Source organism: Glaciecola sp. 2405UD65-10 (genome assembly GCF_048820975.1).
Classification (GTDB): domain Bacteria; phylum Pseudomonadota; class Gammaproteobacteria; order Enterobacterales; family Alteromonadaceae; genus Glaciecola.
The window spans coordinates 1,065,655-1,088,113 of record NZ_JBMEUF010000001.1 but is presented as its reverse complement, the minus strand read 5'-3'; the positions used below and the strand labels follow the sequence as shown (position 1 = coordinate 1,088,113).

General features: G+C 40.6%; 18 protein-coding genes, 2 tRNA genes and 2 pseudogenes. 7 read left to right on the top strand and 15 right to left on the bottom strand.

Going from position 1 to position 22,459, the window contains the following annotated elements; translation table 11 throughout:
* Positions 1-140: 140 nt before the first annotated feature.
* From ACOI22_RS04965 to ACOI22_RS04955, 3 genes and pseudogenes are all read right to left on the bottom strand, one after another.
* On the bottom strand, positions 141-1,196 hold the full coding sequence (locus ACOI22_RS04965) for an NAD(P)-dependent alcohol dehydrogenase (protein ID WP_420670807.1): 1,056 nt from the start codon (positions 1,194-1,196) through the stop codon (positions 141-143).
* A 136-nt stretch (positions 1,197-1,332) separates the two neighbouring features.
* Positions 1,333-2,526 carry an alkene reductase gene (locus ACOI22_RS04960; RefSeq protein WP_420670805.1) on the bottom strand — a complete coding sequence of 398 codons (1,194 nt, stop codon included), beginning with the start codon at positions 2,524-2,526 and terminating at the stop codon, positions 1,333-1,335.
* A 590-nt stretch (positions 2,527-3,116) separates the two neighbouring features.
* A pseudogene (locus tag ACOI22_RS04955) lies at positions 3,117-3,356 on the bottom strand (endonuclease III); the annotation flags it as partial.
* A gap of 428 nt (positions 3,357-3,784) precedes the next feature.
* Here ACOI22_RS04955 and ACOI22_RS04950 point away from each other — a divergent pair.
* Positions 3,785-4,423 (top strand): TetR/AcrR family transcriptional regulator, encoded by a 639-nt coding sequence (locus ACOI22_RS04950; protein ID WP_420670802.1) that lies wholly within the window; start codon positions 3,785-3,787, stop codon positions 4,421-4,423.
* Positions 4,420-5,325 carry a CPBP family intramembrane glutamic endopeptidase gene (locus ACOI22_RS04945; RefSeq protein ID WP_420670800.1) on the top strand — a complete coding sequence of 302 codons (906 nt, stop codon included), beginning with the start codon at positions 4,420-4,422 and terminating at the stop codon, positions 5,323-5,325. Before ACOI22_RS04950 ends, ACOI22_RS04945 begins: the two co-directional genes overlap by 4 nt.
* A 234-nt stretch (positions 5,326-5,559) precedes the next feature.
* On the opposite strand, the pseudogene ACOI22_RS04940 reads toward ACOI22_RS04945, so the two are convergent.
* Positions 5,560-5,808, bottom strand: a pseudogene (locus tag ACOI22_RS04940) (endonuclease III); the annotation flags it as partial.
* 77 nt (positions 5,809-5,885) lie between these two features.
* Positions 5,886-7,496 (bottom strand): 7TM diverse intracellular signaling domain-containing protein, encoded by a 1,611-nt coding sequence (locus ACOI22_RS04935; protein ID WP_420670798.1) that lies wholly within the window; start codon positions 7,494-7,496, stop codon positions 5,886-5,888.
* A gap of 171 nt (positions 7,497-7,667) precedes the next feature.
* On the opposite strand from ACOI22_RS04935, the gene ACOI22_RS04930 reads away from it, so the two are divergent.
* A complete protein-coding gene (locus ACOI22_RS04930; RefSeq protein ID WP_420670796.1) occupies positions 7,668-8,768 on the top strand; it encodes a serine hydrolase domain-containing protein in 1,101 nt (366 codons plus the stop codon).
* Positions 8,769-8,838: 70 nt separating this feature from the next.
* Here the strand turns inward: ACOI22_RS04930 and nth are convergent, their stop codons facing one another.
* From nth to ACOI22_RS04885, 9 genes are all read right to left on the bottom strand, one after another.
* Positions 8,839-9,471 (bottom strand): endonuclease III, encoded by a 633-nt coding sequence (gene nth, locus ACOI22_RS04925; protein WP_420670794.1) that lies wholly within the window; start codon positions 9,469-9,471, stop codon positions 8,839-8,841.
* Positions 9,468-10,169: an electron transport complex subunit E gene (locus ACOI22_RS04920; protein WP_420670792.1), complete on the bottom strand. Its 702-nt coding sequence runs from the start codon at positions 10,167-10,169 to the stop codon at positions 9,468-9,470. Before ACOI22_RS04920 ends, nth begins: the two co-directional genes overlap by 4 nt.
* Positions 10,166-10,852, bottom strand: a complete 687-nt coding sequence (gene rsxG / locus ACOI22_RS04915; protein ID WP_420670790.1) for an electron transport complex subunit RsxG — start codon at positions 10,850-10,852, stop codon at positions 10,166-10,168. Before rsxG ends, ACOI22_RS04920 begins: the two co-directional genes overlap by 4 nt.
* Positions 10,849-11,937: an electron transport complex subunit RsxD gene (gene rsxD / locus ACOI22_RS04910; RefSeq protein ID WP_420670788.1), complete on the bottom strand. Its 1,089-nt coding sequence runs from the start codon at positions 11,935-11,937 to the stop codon at positions 10,849-10,851. Before rsxD ends, rsxG begins: the two co-directional genes overlap by 4 nt.
* Complete coding sequence (gene rsxC, locus ACOI22_RS04905; protein ID WP_420670786.1) at positions 11,930-13,927, bottom strand: electron transport complex subunit RsxC; 1,998 nt, start codon at positions 13,925-13,927, stop codon at positions 11,930-11,932. Before rsxC ends, rsxD begins: the two co-directional genes overlap by 8 nt.
* 31 nt (positions 13,928-13,958) lie before the next feature.
* The gene (rsxB, locus tag ACOI22_RS04900) at positions 13,959-14,528 is read right to left on the bottom strand and encodes an electron transport complex subunit RsxB (RefSeq protein WP_420670784.1); all 570 of its coding nucleotides are present in this window, start codon (positions 14,526-14,528) and stop codon (positions 13,959-13,961) included.
* Positions 14,525-15,103, bottom strand: a complete 579-nt coding sequence (gene rsxA / locus ACOI22_RS04895; RefSeq protein ID WP_420670782.1) for an electron transport complex subunit RsxA — start codon at positions 15,101-15,103, stop codon at positions 14,525-14,527. The genes rsxB and rsxA overlap by 4 nt, the downstream gene beginning before the upstream one ends.
* Before the next feature lie 204 nt (positions 15,104-15,307).
* A tRNA-Asn gene (locus tag ACOI22_RS04890) sits at positions 15,308-15,384 on the bottom strand.
* A gap of 38 nt (positions 15,385-15,422) precedes the next feature.
* Positions 15,423-15,499, bottom strand: a tRNA-Asn gene (locus ACOI22_RS04885).
* A 946-nt stretch (positions 15,500-16,445) separates the two neighbouring features.
* On the opposite strand from ACOI22_RS04885, the gene ACOI22_RS04880 reads away from it, so the two are divergent.
* The 3 genes from ACOI22_RS04880 (at position 16,446) to ACOI22_RS04870 (ending at position 20,930) form a co-directional block, all read left to right on the top strand.
* Entirely contained in the window at positions 16,446-17,759 is a 1,314-nt protein-coding gene (locus tag ACOI22_RS04880) for an MATE family efflux transporter (protein WP_420672318.1), read from the top strand.
* A 22-nt stretch (positions 17,760-17,781) separates the two neighbouring features.
* Positions 17,782-19,797 carry an excinuclease ABC subunit UvrB gene (gene uvrB, locus ACOI22_RS04875; RefSeq protein WP_420670780.1) on the top strand — a complete coding sequence of 672 codons (2,016 nt, stop codon included), beginning with the start codon at positions 17,782-17,784 and terminating at the stop codon, positions 19,795-19,797.
* Positions 19,798-20,000: 203 nt separating this feature from the next.
* Positions 20,001-20,930: a LysR family transcriptional regulator gene (locus ACOI22_RS04870; protein WP_420670778.1), complete on the top strand. Its 930-nt coding sequence runs from the start codon at positions 20,001-20,003 to the stop codon at positions 20,928-20,930.
* A gap of 8 nt (positions 20,931-20,938) precedes the next feature.
* On the opposite strand, the gene queC is transcribed toward ACOI22_RS04870, so the two are convergent.
* Entirely contained in the window at positions 20,939-21,619 is a 681-nt protein-coding gene (gene queC / locus ACOI22_RS04865; protein WP_420670775.1) for a 7-cyano-7-deazaguanine synthase QueC, read from the bottom strand.
* 136 nt (positions 21,620-21,755) lie between these two features.
* Between queC and queE the strand changes: the two genes are divergently transcribed.
* Positions 21,756-22,451, top strand: coding sequence for a 7-carboxy-7-deazaguanine synthase QueE (gene queE / locus ACOI22_RS04860; protein WP_420670773.1), 696 nt, complete (start codon positions 21,756-21,758; stop codon positions 22,449-22,451).
* The last annotated feature ends 8 nt before the right edge of the window (positions 22,452-22,459 follow it).

Here is a 22,459-nt window from a genome sequence, read left to right as displayed (position 1 = left end):
GGAGGTCTAGGTATTAGCCTCCTAAGGTTTAATTTTATTGAGTTGAGCTATGATTTATCTGTTAATTATCGACGTTATTGCTCATAGTAAGGTTAGTGCGGCTTAAAAACAGGCTTCCGATTCTCCATTGGCAGAGGGCATTATAGACTCTGCATATCAATCACGAAGCGATAGCGCACATCGTTACTTTTCATTCGTTCAAATGCGTCATTAATATCCTTCATATCAATTTTTTCAATTTCGGAGATTACATTGTGCTCACCGCAAAAATCGAGCATTTCCTGGGTTTCTTTGATCCCACCAATAAGTGAACCTGCAAGCGATTTACGCCCGCCAATCATAGTTGCACCGTTAACCGCCTCAAGGGGCTCAATGGCACCCACGAAACACATAGTGCTATTGTATTTAAGCAAAGAAAGATATGGATTCACGTCATGCCCCACAGGAATGGTGTTGAGCAAGAAATCAAACTTACCCTGCCACTTTTTCATAGAATCCTCGTTTTTTGTAACTAACACATCATCAGCGCCGAGTTTTTTAGCATCTTCAGCCTTTTCTTTAGAGGTGGTGATCATCACCACATGCGCTCCCATAGCAGATGCGAACTTGATACCCATGTGCCCCAAACCACCTAACCCAATAACGCCCACCGTCATACCTTCTTTCACACCGTGTTGGTGTAATGGAGAGTACGTGGTGATCCCTGCGCACAAGAGTGGGGCGGCAGCGGCTTTATCTAGGTTTTTAGGGACCTTGAGTACAAACTTATCGTTAACAACAACTTGTTTAGAGTAGCCACCTTGCGTGATGTCTTCTTCATCGTCAGCTGCGTCTTTTAACTTGCTGTTATAGGTCATGGTCGCGCCATTTAAGCAGTGCTGCTCTAAATGGTCGTCACAAGCTTCACAGGTTTGACAGGAATCTACCATACAACCTACGCCCACTGTATCGCCCACTTTGAAATTACTCACTTTGTCGCCTACCGCGCTTACTTCACCAATCATTTCATGGCCAGGCACTAAAGGATAATTTGAGTTGCCCCAGTCGTTGTTAACCGCGTGCAAATCACTGTGGCACACACCACAAAACTGAATGTCGATTTGAACATCGTGCTCACCTAGCGCTCGGCGTTTAATTTCATGAGGAGCCATTTTGCCGTCTTCTGATTTTGCTGCGTATGCTGAAATAGTAGTCATTGTTTCTCTCTTGTTTAAAGCTAGTGCGAAGTGGATCACAGTTTTCTAATGTCCACGTCGGCGAGGTTATAAAAGTGAAAGGCTTATTTTCATAAGCCAAGCAAGCCCCTTAAAGGTCACATAGAAATAGCAGCCCTTACAAGGCTGATTTAATGCAATTCAGAGACGGATAATCTACATAGCCTTCACTGCCGCCACCGTAGAATGTCTCTTCATTTGGCTCGTTGTACGGGCCATCTTTGGCGATGCGTGCCGGTAAATCTGGGTTAGCTAAAAATGAGCGTCCGAATGCCACTGCATCAGCGTCCTTGTTTTCAATCCATTTATTAGCCTCTTGTGGGCTAAATTCACCGTTCGCAATAAATAGTCCACTAAAGGCTGCACGCATATCCTTAAGCAATTTATTTCCCTTCTCAATACCTGAGCCATCACCTGTGTGGTTGTTCGGGCGAACTACATGTAAATAAACAGCGCCTTTACCTGATATCGCTTTAGCGGCGGCCATGTAAGTGCCTTCTGGGTCATCATCATAACTACCACCAGGTCCGCCGGTCGGCGATAGGCGTACTCCAATATTGCTACTTGGTATTTCTTGCGCAATAACGTCAATAACTTCTTCAAGCAAGCGCAATCTATTTTCTACGCTGCCACCATATTGGTCGTCTCGTTTATTGACCGATGAGCGTATAAATTGGTCTAGCAAATACCCGTTCGCTGCGTGCAGTTCAACACCATCAAAGCCAGCTTCTTTTGCACATTTTGCCGCGTGACGATAATCACGTTTTAGATTGGCGATATCTTCAAGCGTCATCGCCTGTGCTTTTGGGTGTGGCACTGTTGGGCCATCAGGTAGTAAATCACCAACAAAGGCTTCACCTTCAGGTTGAAACTCGCTTGATGAAAATGGGGGCGCATCATGAGGTTGGAAAACTTGATGTGAAATAGCTCCAACATGCCAAAGCTGGCAGAAAATTCGCCCTCCGGCGTTATGCACTGCATCTGTGACGACCTTCCAATGGCTCACTTGCTCGTTAGTGAAAATACCCGGCGTCCATGCATAACCTTGCCCCTGAGGGCTAATTTGTGTGGCTTCAGAGATAATCAGGCCCGCAGAAGCTCGCTGTGCGTAATACAAGGCGTGCAATGGCGTTTGTAAATTTTCTTCAGGAGTAGAGCGTGAGCGTGTTAGCGGCGCCATGAATACACGATTATTGAGCTGAATATTGCCCATTTTTAATGGCGCTGATAATGAGGGGAAGGCGCTTTTTTCGCTGTTTGCTTCGTTATGTATTTCTGGCTGAGTTGACCTTGAATTATTGATGTTTTGCAATGTTATTGTCCTCTTGCTGAATTGCGGCGGCGCTCATCATTCTTAGCCTTTGTTTTAGCTCTGGCTAAGTTTTCCGCTTAAATTAAGCTGAGACGCATGCGCAAGGTTAGAATGATGTAGATGTAGCAAGGGCTATTCCAATCGTGAAATATTATATGTTTTCGCGTGCTCACGTTAGAAGGCATCAGTTATGTAGACATGTTTAGTTTAAAGGGAATGATATTTTTAGACAGGGAAAAACTGGGAACCTCAGCCCTAAAACAGTAATAATTGCAAAGCTAGTGACAGTATTACACGGTCAGTTTCTTTAGTGGAATTTTATAAGCGGCGATTACAGCGCATCGACACTATCGGAATTAAGAAAATTAAAGGCTGATATATGTCATTTGCTGAAATTAGCGTGTACCAAAAAGATCCCTAATCAAGCTTGGGATGATGAGATTTTTATTATGTCTGGAATACGTCAAAAACGACATCTATTACATCAAAATGGACGCATTCAAAATGACGCTAAGGCTAAGGTGCTCGGCTAATAACTAATCGTTCAAAATTGCAACAGCCTTTGCTGTTGTGAAAGCATAAAACTAAAGCTACTCAGTCTTATCTTTAAACTCACATAAATCTTCAATAATACAAGAGCCACAGCGCGGCTTGCGTGCTATACAAGTATAACGTCCATGCAAAATAAGCCAGTGGTGTACGTCAACTTTAAACTCAGCAGGAACCACCTTAAGGAGCTTCTCTTCAACCTTATCAACGTTCTTACCCATGGCTAACTTAGTGCGGTTACTTACTCGATAAATATGCGTGTCCACAGCAATCGTCGGCCAGCTTAAATATAAGGAAGGTAGATGTTTGGTTTTACATCTAAGAGATTGACTGTTTTGTGCCTTTGGTAAAAGTAGATAAGAACTCAGGTGTCATACAGCTCAGGGCGTGAAGTCGACATACGATTAACTTTTGTTAATTTCACATCGCGTTGTTAGAATTTTGGACGGGCTGAACTGCCAGCCGAAAAACAATAATTGAACTGATTTAATTCCCCTATAACGCATGAGGAAATAGAAGAAGTTCCTACGAAGACTTGACTCTTCAGTCAGTGGAATCAGCGTCAAGAAGTTAAATTACCACCAGTTGTTAGTATTGCTACGGTTGACTCTTTCGAGCCTATTTTAATTAATGGTACACTATTAACTAAAATCTAGTCATTGTCTAAATTGATCTAGACAATGACTAGATAAGCTGATATTTTGAAACCATGAAAACTAAAACAGATTCGACATATCATCACGGTAACCTACAGCAGGCCTTACTAAAAGCTGCTGAAGATGAACTAATTGAAAAAGGAGTGAAGTCTTTTTCGATGCGCTCAGTAGCTAAACGCGCGGGCGTAAGTCACGGAGCACCTGCTCACCATTTTAAAGATAAAACAGGAGTTCTAACTGCCTTAGCGGCAGAAGGTTATCGTCGGTTTATAAGAACGCAAGAAGAGCGCCAGCGCGAGGCTTCTCCTTCTCCTCGCTCACAACTCGCCGCTTCTGGTCTCGGTTATATCGATTTTGCTATAAGCCATTCTGCACTGTTTCGTTTGATGTTCTCTTCTGAGCACACCAATCGACAAAACAAGGAATTGCATGATGGCGCAAATAAGGCATTTGATAAGCTTATTACAGATGTTTGCAATATTATCAAGATTGATCCCAATCAAAATCAACAAGGCATGATGGATGTAATGGCAGCATGGGTTGCTGCTCATGGCTTAGCTGATCTTATGATCACAAACAGATTTGAGCGCATGGCGTTTTTTGAAAATCTTGACGTTAAGGCAAGAGACAAGGTTTTCTCAGACATCATATTACGCTCAATCAAAATGTCTTCAGCTAAGGAAATAAAATGAGTGACACTACTTTAAAAACCCTAGATGCAATGACAAATGCCAAGGTAATCAAACAATCTGCATGGCGCGCAATTGGTTTATTTTTGCTACTTACATTCATGATTACGTCAATCTTCGGCGGGATGATGGGATATCAGGGGGCTACACCTTCAATTCTTGTGGCCGGCGTTATGTGGTCTCCTGGCATAGCGGCTCTATTAACGTGTGTCATAATCAAACGGCCTATCGCAAGCTTGCCTTGGGGTTGGGGAGATTGGAAGTGGATCCGTTTTGCTTGGTGTTTACCTATCCTATACGGCTTAATGATTTATTTACCAGTATGGGTGTTTAATTTAGGTGGCAGCACCTTTGGTAACATCGATACACTAAAATACTGGAACAAGCAGCTATTGGGGAATGATGAAGCCAGTGTATTTGTGGCCATTGCATTTATTGCCATTATTGCAAGCGTTGGTATGGTTGGTTCAGCAGCGCGTGCTTTGGGTGAAGAAATAGGTTGGCGTGGCTTTTTTATCTGGGAGCTGAAAAAAGTCATGCCATTTTGGGCGGTGGGTTTGTTTTCCGGCACAATCTGGGCTATTTGGCATTGGCCAGCCATCTTGTTTACAGACTACAATGCAGGACAAGGCAACTTCGTCATTCAAATGTTTATCTTTACGATGGCAGTGCTACCCCAAGGGATCGTCTATGCCTATTTCACATTCAAGTCTAACAGCCTTTGGCCTGCCGTTTTTCTGCACGCGAGTCACAACTTATTCATTCAGCGAGTTTTTACGCCACTCACAAACAAGGGTGAGCAAAGTTACTTTTACATTGATGAATTTGGTATTGTAATGCCAATCCTTGGTTGTTTTATGGCTTTATATTTCTATTATCGCGCGAAGAAAGAAGGTCTAGCATGAGTATGTTTCTCTTTTTTGCTGTATTTACACTATTGTCATCCTTGAATCATGTATTATTTAGTAGTTAGTGTGGCAATAATGGGCCTAAATTACGATTATTTAAATGAATGGATAGCTTACATTGTCGGAACCCCGTTAGAGTTAAGTTTGCTTATCGCTTGAGGCAGCATCTCGAAAATACAATGACTTAAATCCGACCATTGGTTGTTTCAACAACTCTAAACGGACTTAAGGCTACTCGGTTTTCTCTTTAAACTCACACAAATCTTCAATTATACAAGACCCACAGCGCGGCTTGCGTGCAATACAGGTGTAGCGTCCATGCAAGATTAGCCAGTGGTGCACATCGACTTTGAACTCTGCTGGCACAACCTTAAGCAGCTTTTCTTCAACCTTATCAACGTTCTTACCCATGGCAAGCTTAGTGCGGTTACTTACTCGATAGATATGCGTATCAACGGCTATGGTCGGCCAGCCAAAAGATAATAAAGGTAGATGCAATTTAGTAGCATAAGGGATTATGCAACCTTAGTCACTTTTAATGCATTTAGAATTTAGACTCAATTAAAGGCTGAGCGAATGTTTTTAAGATACTTACGTCCGACAGGTATGCGGTGCTCTGCAAAGGTTAAGTCAAAATCTGCTGATGTTCTTCGTGTAAGCTTATAATTTACGCCTGCTTTTACCATATAGGATTTGTGACAGCGAATTATAGTTTGAGCACCCAAGGCATTTTCTATTGCTTGTAGGTTGGTGTCGACTAGAAGCTCTTTAGTGCTTGCACCATTTTGATAAACTATTTCAGAATAATTGCCAGTAGCTTTGATAAATAAAGTTTTATTAAGCAATGCAATGACCTTAGCAATTTGAGGGCATAGGGAGGTGCGATTGTTATTGTTTTCTATAATAGAGCTACTTTCAGCTAGTTTTTGCTGCGTTGACGTTAGTTTTTCTTCAACTATTTTATGTTGCTGCGTTTTATCCTCGTAATTGGTCAAGGTTACCTTGTAACCGTATATAAGCCCGCTCGCAAGCAAGAGCATTTCAATTAAAAAGCTCACTTTAATAAATGTCCAGCCAGCGTAATAGTCAATGATATTGGTAACAGATAAGCCAGAAATAACACTACAAATAACAAACGCAATGAGCGCACAAAGATAATACCTGCTTCGCTTTCTTTGATCAGACGTAGTTCGTATGGCGGTAACAAATGTCACAGCAACAACCAATAAACATTTGAGCAATGCTAACCCATAAACGATTTGATAAAGGGTAGGATCAGCGCGCTCAAAGGAAACGCAATAACATAACCAAATGAAAATAAGTATCGACTGACTATATTTGAGTAGCTGGCTAGCTTTTGATTGCCTGTCAGCAAGTTTTAAATAGTCGTAACTAAAATAGGCAAAGCAAATGAAAAACAGCAGCCCTAGTCCATTAGGCGTAAAAAAGGGGAGGCCTTGAATTTGAGGGAAGGTGCTTACCAACAAACCTTCACCTGCTGCTACCCACAAAAACATGCAAATAAGTAGAGCAGCGTATTTAAGAAATATTGCTTGTCGAAAATAAACATAACCTAGCAAGCTAAACAATAAAAATAAGATGATAAAACCGAAATAAATACCATCTTTTACCGATGAGCTTTTAATGTAAGATGCAAATTCTTTAGCTGTGAGAATAAGTAACTCACCACGTAAATAGCGACCTGAAATTGATATGTAGACGGGACTATTTATCGCTTCTTTAGTAAGTGTATTTGAGAGTAACTTATTATCTATGGTTGAGGGGGTAAGTAACTTCTCTTCGAGCATATTCTTATGGTGATAGTACAAAATAGCATCGGTAAAAATATTATTTCGAGCGATAGCAAAAACTAAGTCGCCTTGATAAGGCAGCTTTGAATGATCTAACTGTATTCTAATTAACCCATTACTATGACGGCCAAGATTAAAACTTCCATTTTTCATCGGTTGCCAATTAAAAGCATCATCAGCAGCATCAAGCGGTATAGGGTTATCGCTTTTATGGATTTCGACATTTGCAACATAACCTTGTTGCGCCGTTGAGCTAATGTTTTTCGACAGCAGGTAGATAAAGCAGAATAGTATCGGCAATAGGATAACAAGCTGTTCGCCCTGTTTAATAGCGGGTAACTTTATACTGTTTATCAATTTGATAATATTCCATTAGTTATCATTGTTATTTCTAATCAATAGGTTACACATGTTGTGGCCGAATGGCTATACCGTTCATAAATCGTATTATGCCAATGACTATTCATTATTTAATAATCCGTTAATCTAACTCAGAGCAACCACAATAATTAATAGGGAAATTTAAGTATGACGTTTAAAACTTGTTTCAGAATTCTGATATTCACTGGTGTGTTATTAAGTCTTTCTGCATGCAACAGTAATGGTAAGAAACACGAAACCATTGAAACAGGTGTTCAATCAACACTTGCCGAAACACTTGATACTGTATTGGCAGCAAATCTCAATGATGATGAGGCGGGTTTAATTATCTCGGTCTGGCAAAACGATGTAAATTTATATACTGGAATGAAAGGCATTGCTAAACCCAATGAGCCGATTACAGAAGATACGCAGTTTCGTTTAGCTTCCGTCAGTAAAACTTTTACTGCAATAGCAATTCTTAAATTATATGAGCAAGGGTTGGTTAAACTTGACGATTCTGTTTTGCTGTATTTACCCGAGTTAGATTTATCTTGGCAGGGCATAACTATTCATCACTTACTGGCGCACCAATCAGGTATTCCCGATATTTTTAATGATTTAGATACACATCAAATTATTGATAATGAAATAACCAACAATAAAATATTTCAATATTTTATCGAAAATCCAGTACTTGAATTCAATTCTGGTAGTAAAGAAGATTACAGCAATACAGGGTATGTTTTATTGGCAAAAATAGTGAACGTAGTCACTGGGTATCGATTTGCTGATTTTATGGAAAACGAAATATTTAGCCCGCTAGGAATGAACCACACCTATATTCTTGATGAATATGCTGAAATTACAGAGCAAACGGCAATGAACTTTGCAACGGAGCACAAAATTTTTGGACGTGATAATTTTAGCTATGGCTCTGCCGCTCAAATAACTTCGATGATTGATATGCAACGCTTTTTATCTGCTTTTATGATGGGAGATATTTTACAACCAGAAACTAAAGCGTTAATGACAAAAGCTTACACGAACGCTGACGACTCTCTGTTTAATGGCACAGGGTACGGTATCTTTTATTTTAGCGAAGACGGTAAAACGACTTATGGTCATACCGGCAGCCATGATGGATTTAGAACCATGTATGCAATAAACCGTGAAAAAAATGCGTTTATCGTCATATTAGGCAATGGTGGAAATTATATGCCAGATTACAATTACATGATTGAGTTAGCGGGTGATTTTATAGAGTAGTGCTAGCAACATAAAATGAATTAGATTGATCAATTCACTTATTAGAATGCTGTTTAACGAGGGGAGTTAACTAGTCAGTTTTCTCTTTAAACTCACACAAATCTTCAATAATACACGAACCACATCTTGGTTTGCGGGCAATACATGTATAACGGCCGTGTAATATAAGCCAATGGTGGACATCTACTTTGAATTCTGCAGGCACGACTTTTATTAGCTTCTCTTCAACCTTATCAACGTTCTTACCCATGGCAAGTTTAGTGCGGTTGCTTACCCGGTAAATATGCGTGTCTACGGCTATGGTCGGCCAGCCGAACGCTGTATTTAACACTACATTTGCCGTTTTTCTACCTACACCAGGTAAGGCTTCTAGGGCTTCTCTGCTTTCAGGCACTTGAGATTGATGCTTCTCAACTAAAATACGACAGGTCTCAAGTACATTTTTTGCTTTTGAATTAAATAAGCCAATGGTTTTTATGTATTCTTTTAAGCCATCTAAACCAAGGGCGTAAATAGCTTCAGGGGTGTTTGCAATGGGATATAATTTATCAGTTGCTTTGTTCACGCCCACATCGGTGGATTGAGCTGACAATATAACTGCAATAAGCAATTCAAAAGGGCTTGAAAAGTTTAGCTCTGTAGTTGGGTGCGGATTAGCATTACGCAAACGCGTTAATATTTCATAGCGTTTTTCTTTGTTCATATATCGGTGCCTGTAACACGTGCTCTTTGCACGACTTTATTTGTGTTCTTTTCTTGTCGTTTCGCAATGGCTGCATCAATTAAGTTTTTGGCCGCAATAATTAACCCCATTCCTATAAATGCACCTGGTGGCAGTATAGCTAACAAGAAGTTCGCATCGGTTTTATAAACTTCAATAGTTAAATTTTTCGCCCAGTCGCCAAACAGTAAATCAGCACCTGAAAATAGGGTGCCTAGGCCCAGCACTTCACGCATACCGCCTAATAAAACGAGTATGAAGGTAAATCCTAAGCCCATCATAAGGCCGTCAAAAGCAGCGAACTGTACTGGGTTTTTGGATGCATAGGCTTCGGCGCGGCCAATAATGGCGCAGTTCGTAACAATTAAGGGAATGAAAATTCCTAATACCTGATACAACTCAAATGTATAGGCGTGCATAAGCAGTTCTATTAATGTAACAAAGGAAGCGATTACCATTACAAATATAGGAATTCGAATCTCATTTGGAACAAAGTTCTTTACCAGTGAAACGGTAATGTTTGAGCCAAGTAAAACAATAGTGGTAGCAATGCCCAGTCCAAGCGCATTAATGAATGTGCCACTTACTGCTAACAATGGGCACAAGCCTAAAAGCTGAACAATAGCAGGGTTGTTTTTCCACAAGCCCTGATGCGCTAGATTGTTATACTCGTTACTCATTGGCCTAATTCCTGTGATGATGACACGTTAACATCAAGCTCGCCTTTTTGTGGCCCAGGTGAGCAATTAGAAGGTGTTAGAAACAAATTGCTTAGGTTTTCTTGTGCAAATTTTGTGGTATTGGCAACGGCGCGTACAACTGCTCGTGGCGTAATGGTGGCACCGGTAAATTGATCAAATTGCCCGCCATCTTTTTTTACTTGCCATCTGTCGGCACGCTCATCACTGTATTTAACGTTATTGAAGCTCTTTATCCAATTGCTTACACGAATGTCAATTTTGTCACCTAAGCCCGGGGTTTCTTTATGCTCTACAACACGCACGCCTAAAACGGTACTGGCTGATTTATCTACTGCAACCACCATTTTAATTGGCCCGCTGTAGCCATTTGTTGCCGTTGTTTCTAAAATTAAGGCACTTGGCTCGCCATTTAATCGCGCGCGAAATACTCTCTGTGTTTCATTGCCCAGCAAATTTTCTGGTTCAATTGTAATGCAATCAACATGTAGTTCGTTATTTTGAATAGAAGGGTCTATAACTTGGTTAAGTACGTCTAATAACTGGCGCTCTTTGGCTAATTCAATACGTTCAAAAGTAAGGTTATAGGTAAGCGCTAGTACGCTTGTAGTAACAAGTGCAAACGCGCCTAAAATTATGCCGTTTTTACGGATCGTCTCTATCATTTTGGATCCTGCGAAGTTATATTTTTGGCTTTAACTGTATGCCCATAGGTTCGCGGACGGGTGTAATAGTCAATTAATGGTACGGCCATATTCATTATCACTACAGCAAACGCTATTGCATCTGGGTAACCGCCCCATGTTCTAATTACTATTATCCAAAAACCAATAGCAGCACCAAAAACAAGCCTTCCTTTATTGGTGGTAGAAGCTGATACAGGGTCAGTGGCAATAAAAAATGCACCTACAATTAGGCTTCCATTAATAAAATGAAACCATGGCGAAGCATGAGTACTGGCGTCAAACATAAACAGTACACCACTCACTAGCATGGCTGATAAAATCATACTGCCTGGAATATGCCAATTAATCACTTTCAACTTAACTAGAAATAAACCACCAACTAAGTAAGCTAAGGAAACTGGCCCCCATCCCTCGCCAATTGAACTTACAAAGCTCTTATTGTTAAGGGCTTCAGGCACAATATAACCTTCGCTTAAAGACGTTTTTAGATGATCCAGTGGCGTAGCCATAGTTGCGCCATCGGCAACCACTTGAAGCTGCGCTATGCTATATCCAGAGGCGGTAAAGCCAGTAAAAATGGTATATAGGCTATCCCATATAGAAAAGTCTTGAGCACTCAATGAAACAGGGGGTAACCACGAGGTCATTTGAACAGGGAAGGATATAAGCAACATAACATATGCCGCCATAGCTGGATTAAACATATTGTAGCCAAGGCCACCATAAAGTTGTTTAACAATGGCAATGGCGAAAAAGGTACCAATCACTATTACCCACCATGGGGCTAATGGGGGAATACTTAAGGCTAGAAGAACCGCTGTTAGCACAGCGCTATAATCTTTAACGGCCCGTTCAGAATCTTTTTTTCGCAATTCAAGAATAACCACTTCGCACACAATGGCGGTAACTATAGCTAAACCCAGTTGAATAACTAAACCAAACCCGAACATAAATATTTGCATTAATATCCCAGGAAGGGCTGCATATATAACCAAGCGCATTACTGCACCTGTATCTTTTTTGTTATGCAGGTGCGGAGAACTCCCTACAACAAATTTACTCATTTGCGCCCTCATCATTTGGCTTATCATTGTTGGTTTGCTCTTGCGCGGCTTTAGCTTTAGCTAATTTTTTTGCTTTGGCTCGCGCTATGGCTTGGGCAACACGTTTCTTTTTATCATCTTGTGCAGACGCCTCGTCACTGCTTTTTTCAAGCGCTTTATCGTTAGTAGTTTCTGCTTCTTTCTCTTTGGTGTTAGAAGTAGTCGCAGGCTCTGGTTCTTCGCTTTTGGCTAATTTTTTCGCTTTAGCTCGCGCTACGGCTTGGGCTACACGTTTCTTTTTGTCATCCTGTGCTGAGCTTGTTTCTGTAGCTTGCTCATTCTTCGGCTCTGCCGTTTGCACTGTGCTATTGGTGGTTTCGCCAACATTCGATGTATTTAATGTAGATTCGTCTTTCGCGGCTGAAACTGGGCTATTAGTTTCGCTTTTGGCTGCTTTTTTCGCTTTAGCGCGTGCTAAAGCGGCGGCAATTTTATCTTTTGCCGCTCCGCCGTCAGAAGTCATCGCCTGTTTTCTTGCCTCGGCTGCTTTGCGGTGCTTTTCTTCTCTTTCAAATTTTTCTTTTTCTAAGCGCATTTTTCTTGCTTCAAAGCGAACTCTTGCTTTTTCTGCCTGCGCTTTTTCTTGCTCTTGCTGCTTAATATTCGTTTTTGCTTGGCGGTAATAATGTACTAAGGGTATTTCACTGGGGCACACGTAGGCGCAGGCTCCGCATTCTATACAATCAAATAAATTATATTCTTGCGCGGTGTCATATTCTTTTGCTTTGCTATACCAAAACAATTGTTGAGGTAACAATGATTGCGGGCATGCATCAGCGCATGCTGAACATCTAATACAAGCTCTTTCGTTTGACGCATCAGCAAGCTCATGCTGAGCCGGAGCAAGAATACAATTGGTGGTTTTTACTACCGGTATTTTGGCTGAGGCGAGGGTAAATCCCATCATGGGGCCGCCCATAATAATTTTAGGATGAGCTTGTTTTTCTTGTGCATACTGGGCGAACCGCAGTAGGTCTATTATTGGGGTGCCAATGGGTGCCCATACATTTTGTGGCTTTTCTATAGCGCCACCGGTAATTGTGACAACACGTTGAGTTAAGGGCTTACCTTCAATGACTGCATCCGCTATGGCAAAGCACGTACCTACATTGTACATCATGCATCCTACGTCTATTGGCAGGCCATCAGCAGGTACTTCACGTGACGTCAGCACTTGAATTAACTGTTTTTCTCCGCCAGCAGGATATTTGGTGGGTACCTTAATAACTTGGTAGTCACTTTGTTGCTGGCAAGCAATTGCCATTGTCTCGTAAGCTTCGGGTTTGTTATCTTCAATCGCAACAATGACTTGTTTAGGCGAGAGTATATGCACCAAAATATCAATCCCTTGGCGAATTTGCCAAGCATGCTCGCGCATTAGCCTGTCATCAGAGGTAATGTATGGCTCACATTCAATTCCATTGATAACTAAAAATTCAATGGGTTTCACGTTAGTTGATTTTATGTGGGTAGGAAATCCGGCTCCGCCCATTCCGCTTATTCCGGCTTGACAAATTGCGTTTATAATATCGCTTTTGTCTTTGTTTGCGTAGTCGTGAACACCGTTTGTTGCCAGGCTTTCGTGTAACCCATCTAGCTCAATGCAAATAGTTAATTCTGATAATCCTGAGGGATGTGCTGCAGGATGCTCACCAATGCTCACTACAGTACCTGACGACGACGCATGAACAGGAAGCGCAAAGGTATTAAAATTACGAGTTAAGGCTTGGCCATGTAACACTCTATCACCTACATTAACTACAATTTCGCCTTCAACACCAATGTGTTGTTTTACCGGAATGTAAATATGTGAGGGGAGAGGTAGCTTTTGAATAAGGCTCTGATTCGACATATCTTTTTGTTGTATAGGGTGCACACCGCCTGGGAAATCCCAAAGCTGCCCCAAAGACAATTTTTCAAGTATGGTGTCGTAATCAGCTAATACGCGCATTTTGCCTAGTTCATCCTCATATTTTTGTGGGTTAAAGAGTCTTAATGGGAATGTCACCCACGGGTGTTTGTTTAAAATCCCATTTCCAAGCTTGTGTCGATTTATTCAATGGAAGCATATCAATACAATCAACTGGGCATGGGTCAACACATAAGTCGCAGCCAGTGCAACTATCAATTATTACCGTATGCATTTGTTTTGCTGCGCCCACTATGGCGTCTACAGGACATGCCTGGATGCATTTAGTACAGCCAATACATTCGTCTTCCCGGATGTACGCAACCTTTTTAATGTCTTCAACGCCGTGCGCTGCGTCTAAGGGCTTAGCTTCTACCCCCATTAGTTCAGCTAGGTCTTTTATTGTTGTTTCGCCGCCTGGAGGGCACTTGTTAATTTCATCACCGTTCGCTATAGCTTCGGCATAAGGCCTACAACCGGGGTAGCCACATTGCCCACACTGTGTTTGTGGGAGTAAATTATCAATTTGTTCTACTAGAGGATCACTTTCAACTTTAAATTTAATAGCCGCATAACCTAAGCCAGCACCTAAAATTAGTGCTAATCCGGCAACAACAATTAAGGCAATTAAGGTTAAGCTCATTTAACTAACCCTGAGAAACCCATAAATGCTAATGACATAAGTCCAGCGGTAATCATGGCAATTGATGCGCCTTTGAAGGGCGTGGGGACATCCGCAGCGGCAAGCCTTTCGCGCATAGCGGCAAATAATATAAGAACAAAAGAAAAACCTACGGCCGCGCCAAATCCATAAACAATAGATTCAATAAGAGAGTGCTGCTTAGTGGTATTTAAAAGCGCGACTCCGAGCACGGCGCAGTTTGTCGTAATAAGAGGTAAAAATATACCGAGTAATCTATAAAGGGTAGGGCTGGTTTTTCTTACAACCATTTCAGTAAATTGAACAACAACAGCTATCACTAATATGAAGCTTAATGTTTTCAGATAACCAATACCTAAAGGTTGTAGAATATAGTTTTCAACTAAATAGCTACTTAATGACGCCAAGGTTAAAACAAAGGTTGTGGCCATCGACATACCTATTGCCGTTTCAAGTTTTCCAGACACACCCATAAAAGGGCACAATCCTAAAAATTGTACTAAGACAAAGTTGTTTACCAAGACGGTGCCTAGTAATAAGAGCATCAAATCAGACATGCAGCGTTGCAACCTACCTATGGGCTAACTATTCAATAATTATCAACAACATAATTACGTGTTGACAGCATTTATTAATTATCGCTTTTTAGCGAACAATAAACAACATAGAAAGCATAGGGATTAGTGATATTAGTAAATAAGTCGGAAGACTATTGTTACAAACGCATGAAAAAGAAATATTGGCGTGTTGCTGGAGCAAAATGGCTCCCCCTCCCCGATTCGAACGGGGGACCTGCGGATTAACAGTCCGTCGCTCTAACCAACTGAGCTAAGGGGGAATTGTGCATTTTGGCCACATAAAGTGACATATTAAAAGTGGCTCCCCCTCCCCGATTCGAACGGGGGACCTGCGGATTAACAGTCCGTCGCTCTAACCAACTGAGCTAAGGGGGACCAGACTTTCAACGGATGCGCATATTAATGACACAGGTCTTTCCTGTCAACAAAGTTTTGCGCTTTTTTTACTAATTGCTGTTTTTGTCGGCAATTAGGCAAAGATAAAAGCAAGAACAACAAATTGTGTAAATCTTCTTGACTGAATATATGAAAAGCAAAACTAGTTGAATTTACACACTATTCCAAAAATTCAAAAAGAGTGGGGTTGTTATGCTAAAAAAGAATAAAAAATAGCTTGATGACTGTTTTAATATACAGTGTTTAATATTACTGTAACAAAGGAAAAATGCTCAGGAGGTTAGTAACAACTTACATAAGTTATACACAAATTCGGTGTAAACAGCGCCATTATTAAGGCGCGGGCAGTTATCCACTCAATCTGTGGATAACTTTGTGGATTGTTTGCTTTGTTGTAGTTCTTGAAATTCATTAAATTGTCAACATAGTTTGTTGAAATAAACTAAAATATTATTCTAGCTCTTTAAATTCAATGGGTTACTGTAATGGAGCTAGGTTTATTACGACTTGTACTAGTAACTCTATAAATAGTTATACTACTTGTGTGTTAAATTTATTGACAAGCAATTTATTTTCAATTGTGACATATTTTTGGCTCATTTCTTATTTACATCGATTAAAAACTGGCAATGCTTAATTGTTCAATTGTTATTCAATAAAATAAGAGATATTTTAAATTAATGCCACAATCCCCAAATTTACGTAAGAATTTTATAAAATGCCTAAAAAATCTTTAGATAAACTGTGCATTCAGGCAAACTAACTGACTATCATTTATTCAATTGGGAATTTTGTGGATAATAAAAATACTACAGGTATCGAATTAAACAGCAATAGTATTCCTACTGAGCCCGTTCCTATCGAAAATCAGGTGAGTAAAATAAAAAACTTGGTCGAAGGTGACATCAAATCCACTTTAGTAAGAATGACCATACCTATGATTATTGGCATGGTCATGCTAATGACCTTCAGTATTGTTGATACTTTTTTTGTAAGCTTGATTGGCACAAATGAGCTGGCGGCTATTAGTTTTACATTTCCCGTAACATTTACCGTGATTAGCCTAAACATTGGTTTGGGAATAGGGACCTCTGCAGTAATAGGTAAGTATTTAGGCAGTGGGGAAGGTGATAAAGCAAAAACATTGGCAACAGGCTCCATTATTCTGGTGGCTTTGCTGGTTGGGCTTTTGTGCGCAGTGGGTTATTTCACTATTGAACCGGTGTTTAGCCTTATGGGAGCCAGCGATACTTTAATTCCCCTAATTTATGACTATATGTCGGTGTGGTATGTATCGGGCGTATTTTTGGCTATTCCTATGGTTGGTAACGCTGTACTGCGAGCAGCCGGAGACACCAAACTGCCTAGCATTATTATGGCCGTAGGTGGGGCTATAAATGCTATTTTGGATCCTATCCTGATATTCGGTTGGCTGGGGATCCCCGCAATGGGTATTAAAGGGGCGGCTATTGCTACTTGTATTGCGTGGGCAGTTTGCGTTGTGTGGATACTTTGGTTACTGGCGGTTAGACGAGGTCTAATGGAGGCACGTATGTTAACGTGGCCAGAATTTAAATCTGCTGCCACCGGAGTGCTTACTATTGGTTTACCTGCCGCAGGTGCAAATATGCTAACGCCTGTAGCCGCTGGAATATTGACTGCCATTGTAGCAAGTTACGGCGCAGAAGCTGTTGCTGCTTGGGGGGTGGGCAGCCGCTTGGAATCAATGGCTTGCATTATTGTTCTTGCTTTATCAATGAGCCTTCCCCCTTTTATTAGCCAAAATTTTGGAGCAAAGCAAACCCAACGTATCTTTTCATCGTATAAGATGGCAATTCGTTTTGTAATGGTATGGCAGTTAGTGGTATTTGGTGTGTTATTTGTAAGTGCGCCATACATTGCGCAAATATTTGCTGATGAACAAAACGTATCGCAAATCATTACTTTATTTTTGGTCATAGTACCTTTGGGCTATGGCCTTCAAGGCGTTATTATTTTAACTAATAGTTCATTTAACGCTATGCACTTGCCTATGGCAGCTTTGTGGCTCAGCATTTTTAGATTATTTGTGTGCTATGTACCGCTTGCGGCGTTGGGTAGTTATTTTTATGGCTTACAAGGCTTGTTTTGGGGCTGCGTTCTAGCTAATTCTATTGCCGCTGCTGCATCTTACTTTTGGTTTAACCGTGCGTTAAAAAAACAAATGACTATTTCGCTTAAGGCTAGCGAAATAAACTAAATTATTTTAAGAGGAACAATAGATGTCGAAGGGATTTGATCTTGAATCAAAGTATTCTCCAGCAGGAGACCAACCCAAAGCGATTGAAAGTTTAGTTGATGGGCTAGAATCAGGTATTGCTAAGCAGGTTCTGTTGGGTGTTACAGGGTCAGGCAAAACCTTTACCATGGCCAATATTATTTCTCAGGTTCAGCGCCCTACATTAATTATGGCGCACAATAAAACGCTTGCCGCACAGTTGTACGGAGAAATGAAAGAGTTTTTCCCTAATAATGCCGTAGAGTATTTTGTTTCGTATTACGATTATTATCAGCCAGAAGCTTACGTTCCAAGTACCGATACCTTTATTGAAAAAGATGCATCAATTAATGATCATATTGAACAAATGCGCTTGTCAGCCACTAAGGCTTTAATGGAAAGGCGCGATGTAGTCATTATAGCCTCGGTGTCGGCTATTTATGGCTTAGGTGATCCTAAAAGCTACATGAAAATGCTTTTACACCTTCGCCAAGGCGATATCATGGACCAACGTGACATTCTAAGGCGCTTGGCTGAACTTCAATACAAACGTAACGATATTGCTTTTGAACGCGGTACTTTTCGTGTGCGTGGCGATGTAATTGATATATTTCCTGCTGACTCAGAAAAGCAGGCCGTTCGAGTTGAACTGTTTGATGAAGAGATTGAAAAAATCAGCTTATTTGACCCATTAACCGGCGCAGTTGAAAAAAATGTTATTCGTACAACCGTGTTTCCTAAAACACATTACGTAACGCCACGTGAGAAGATTGTTGATGCTATTGATAGGATCAAAGGTGAATTAAAAGAAAGACAGGAAGTACTAAAAGATAATCAAAAATTGTTAGAAGAGCAGCGCATATCGCAGCGAACACAGTTTGATATAGAGATGATGCTTGAGTTAGGCTACTGCTCAGGAATTGAAAACTATTCACGTTATTTGTCTGGAAGAGCGCCAGGCGAGCCGCCGCCAACCTTGCTAGATTATTTCCCGGCTGATGGCTTGTTGTTTATTGATGAATCTCATGTAACGGTATCGCAAATTGGCGCAATGTATAAAGGCGACCGGTCACGAAAAGAAACCTTGGTTGAATTTGGTTTTAGGCTTCCTTCAGCATTAGATAACCGGCCGCTGAAATTTGAAGAATTCCAACAAATTTCACCGCAAACTATTTATGTGTCGGCCACACCCGGTGATTATGAGCTCAATAACTGCGACGGTGAAATCGTTGAGCAGGTAGTTAGGCCAACGGGCTTGTTAGATCCCACTATTGAAGTTAGGCCTGTAGCTACACAAGTTGATGACGTACTTAGCGAGATTCATTTGCGTGTTGAACTTAACGAACGTGTTCTAATTACGACCTTAACCAAACGGATGTCAGAGGATTTAACCGATTACCTTAGCGAACACGGTGTTAAAGTCCGTTATTTACACTCTGATATTGATACTGTTGAACGTATTGAAATTATTCGAGACTTACGTATTGGTAAGTTTGACGTATTAGTAGGTATAAACCTGCTGCGTGAAGGTTTGGATATGCCTGAAGTATCGCTAGTAGCTATACTTGACGCTGATAAAGAAGGCTTCTTACGAGCAGAAAAGTCACTTATTCAAACAATGGGTAGGGCCGCTAGGCATTTAAACGGGAAGGCTATTTTGTACGCTGACCGCATCACGAAATCAATGCGAAAAGCTATTGATGAAACTGAGCGTCGGCGTGATAAACAAATAGCGCATAATAAAGCGAATAATATTACGCCACAGCAACTAAACAAGCCAATTACAGATATTATGGATTTAGGCGATACTGCGCATCCTGCTTCGGGCAAAGTCAAACTGCGTAAAATGTCAGATGAAAAGACGGCAAATAAGGCCTTAAACCTAAAACAGATGATGGAAAAAGTGGCGCAATTAGAAAAAGATATGTTTGCTAGCGCGCGTGACTTAGAGTTCGAAAAAGCGGCGGCTATGCGTGATGAAGTCGAGACTTTGCGAAAAGAGATAGTTAAATTATCTTAAGTTCTTGAAAGTGGTTGAAAAAAAGCATAAAGTTTTAGTTATACGAAACGATAACATTGTTAGTGATGCGATATTTTATTAGGGCTTTATTCATTATGAGCCCTAATTTTAGCTAGCTAATATCGCCTAAATTAATCTTGTTTCAGACCATACTGGCACGCCATATAAAGTGACATACTTTTATGTGCCAAAGAGGACTACTTATGTTAAACCGCCTTCAAGAATCAGACATAAAACTATTAAGAGTATTTTATGCAGTGGCGTCGTGTAATGGATTTACAGCGGCAGAGCCTGTTTTACGCATGCAGCGTCCAAACATTAGCGCGGCTATCAAAAAGCTCGAAGAACGCTTAGATCTTGTTTTATGTCACCGTGGACGCGGTGGATTTCAAATGACAAAAGAAGGTGAGGTGGTTTTTCAGGAAACCAAACGTATCTTTAACGCGTTTGATAATTTTGTATTCAACTTAAAATCGCTTCATGATGATTACTCTGGTCATATTACTATTGTACTAATGGCCGGTTTGGCTACATCTACTCACTTAGCGGTAAGTAAAGCCGTGAAGAGTACAATGAAGAAGTTTGATGACATTCACGTAAATATTCAAACGCGTTTGTATAACGAAGTAGAGCATGTAGCGTTATCTGGCGAATGCCATTTAGTGTTATCAACCTATGACATGGTAAAACCAGAATCGGTTACATTTCACCCGGTTGGTGTAAAGTGTAAAGGCAGTTTATATTGTGCACCTACTCACCCTTTAGCTAAATACCGAGACGTAGACGCTTTACCTGAATCTGTGAATATTGAAAAATTTCCAGCTATTGGTATTTCGGGCTTATCGTCATCAAATTACATCGATATTGATAAGCGTTTGTCAATCCAAACCTTCTCAGATTCGTTTGATGTGTGTATGGCCGCAATCATGACTGGCGAGTATGTGGGTTTGCTACCTGACTATATAGCTAAAGAGCAGGGAGCGGCTACAGGCTTAGTGCCTATTGCAAAAGGAAACTTGTTTAAGTTCGAACATGATTTGTTTGTTATGAATGGCAAAAACACACGCTTAAATCCTGTGCTTCGCCATTGTATTAAAGAAATAGAATACTTCGTATCAGAGAGTCAAAAATAAAAAAGGCCTTAGTACGCCTCGTATTCAAGAGGGTCAGTAGCTTGGTTTTCAGTAAAGGCTTCTAACCTCTCTTGGCATGCTCCACATTTTCCACATGCTTTTTCGCGCCCGTTATAACACGTCCAAGTTTCTGAATAATCTAAACCTAAGCTTAAGCCTTGCTGAAGAATATCTATTTTACTCGCCTTTAAAAACGGCGCGCGAACTTCAATAGAAGTATAATTAGCTATTTTGCACACCTCATTCATGGCGTCTACAAACTCTGTTCGGCAGTCAGGGTAAATAGCATGGTCACCAGAGTGAGCACCAAAATAAACGGCTTCGGCCTCAATTGATACTGCATAGCCAACCGCTAATGACAATAGAATCATATTACGGTTAGGAACCACGGTTTGTTTCATTGAATCTTCTTCATAATGGCCTTCTGGCACATCAATGTTGTCTGTTAAGGCTGAGCCACCAATAAGTTGGTTAATACTGGTAATATCAACTATTTTGTGTTCAATATTGTACTTTTCAGTAACACTTTTTGCGTACTCAAGCTCTTTGCTGTGCTTTTGCCCATAGTTAAATGAAACAGCATGAACAACAAATCCCTCGTGAATAGCTTGATGTAATACGGTGTAAGAATCCATTCCACCAGAATAAATAATAACGACTTTTTTATCTTTAGTAGTTTGTTGTGTCATTGCTTTGCTCTTGTTTAATTTTTCTATGCAGATTTTAAGGTATAGATGGTAAAATCCCAATGATTAATGAGCTAATTGTGTAATTATTTGCCTTTTCGTCAGCAAATAACCTCAAACAAATAGAGTAAGGTACAAAATGACCGAATTATTGGTTAACGAAATGTTTGAAACCATTCAGGGTGAGGGCTCTTATACGGGCACTCCAGCTATTTTTATTAGATTGCAAGGCTGCCCGGTGGGCTGCCCTTGGTGTGATACAAAGCATACATGGGAAGTTCTACCTGAAAGGGTGCAAGCTAGTGATGTTGTGTTGCTTAAAGCCGCAGAAGATGATCGTTACTTTAAAGCCTCTACGTCTGAGCTTTTCACTATTATTGAAAACAAACGATGGTGTGCAAAACATATTGTCATTACTGGTGGCGAGCCATGTATGTATGATTTAACAGACCTTACGCAAGCAGCAATAAATAAGGGATTTTCTGTTCAAATAGAAACAAGTGGTACATATGAGGTGATATGTGCGCCTGATACATGGGTTACTGTTTCACCAAAAATAAACATGAAAGCAGGTATGCCCGTTTTAACAAGTGCGATGCTACGTGCTAATGAAATTAAGCATCCAATTGCTATGCAAAAACACATTGACGAATTAGACCAATTATTGCGCGATACTGAATTAGAAGCTAAGCTAAGCAACAAAGCGGTACAGCCGCTAATATACATTCAACCCATTAGCCAGCTTGAAAGGGCTACACAACTTGCGGTTGAAACTTGTATCAAACGTAATTGGCGTTTGTCTGTTCAATTACACAAGTATATTGGAGTAGAGTAGTTGAATTT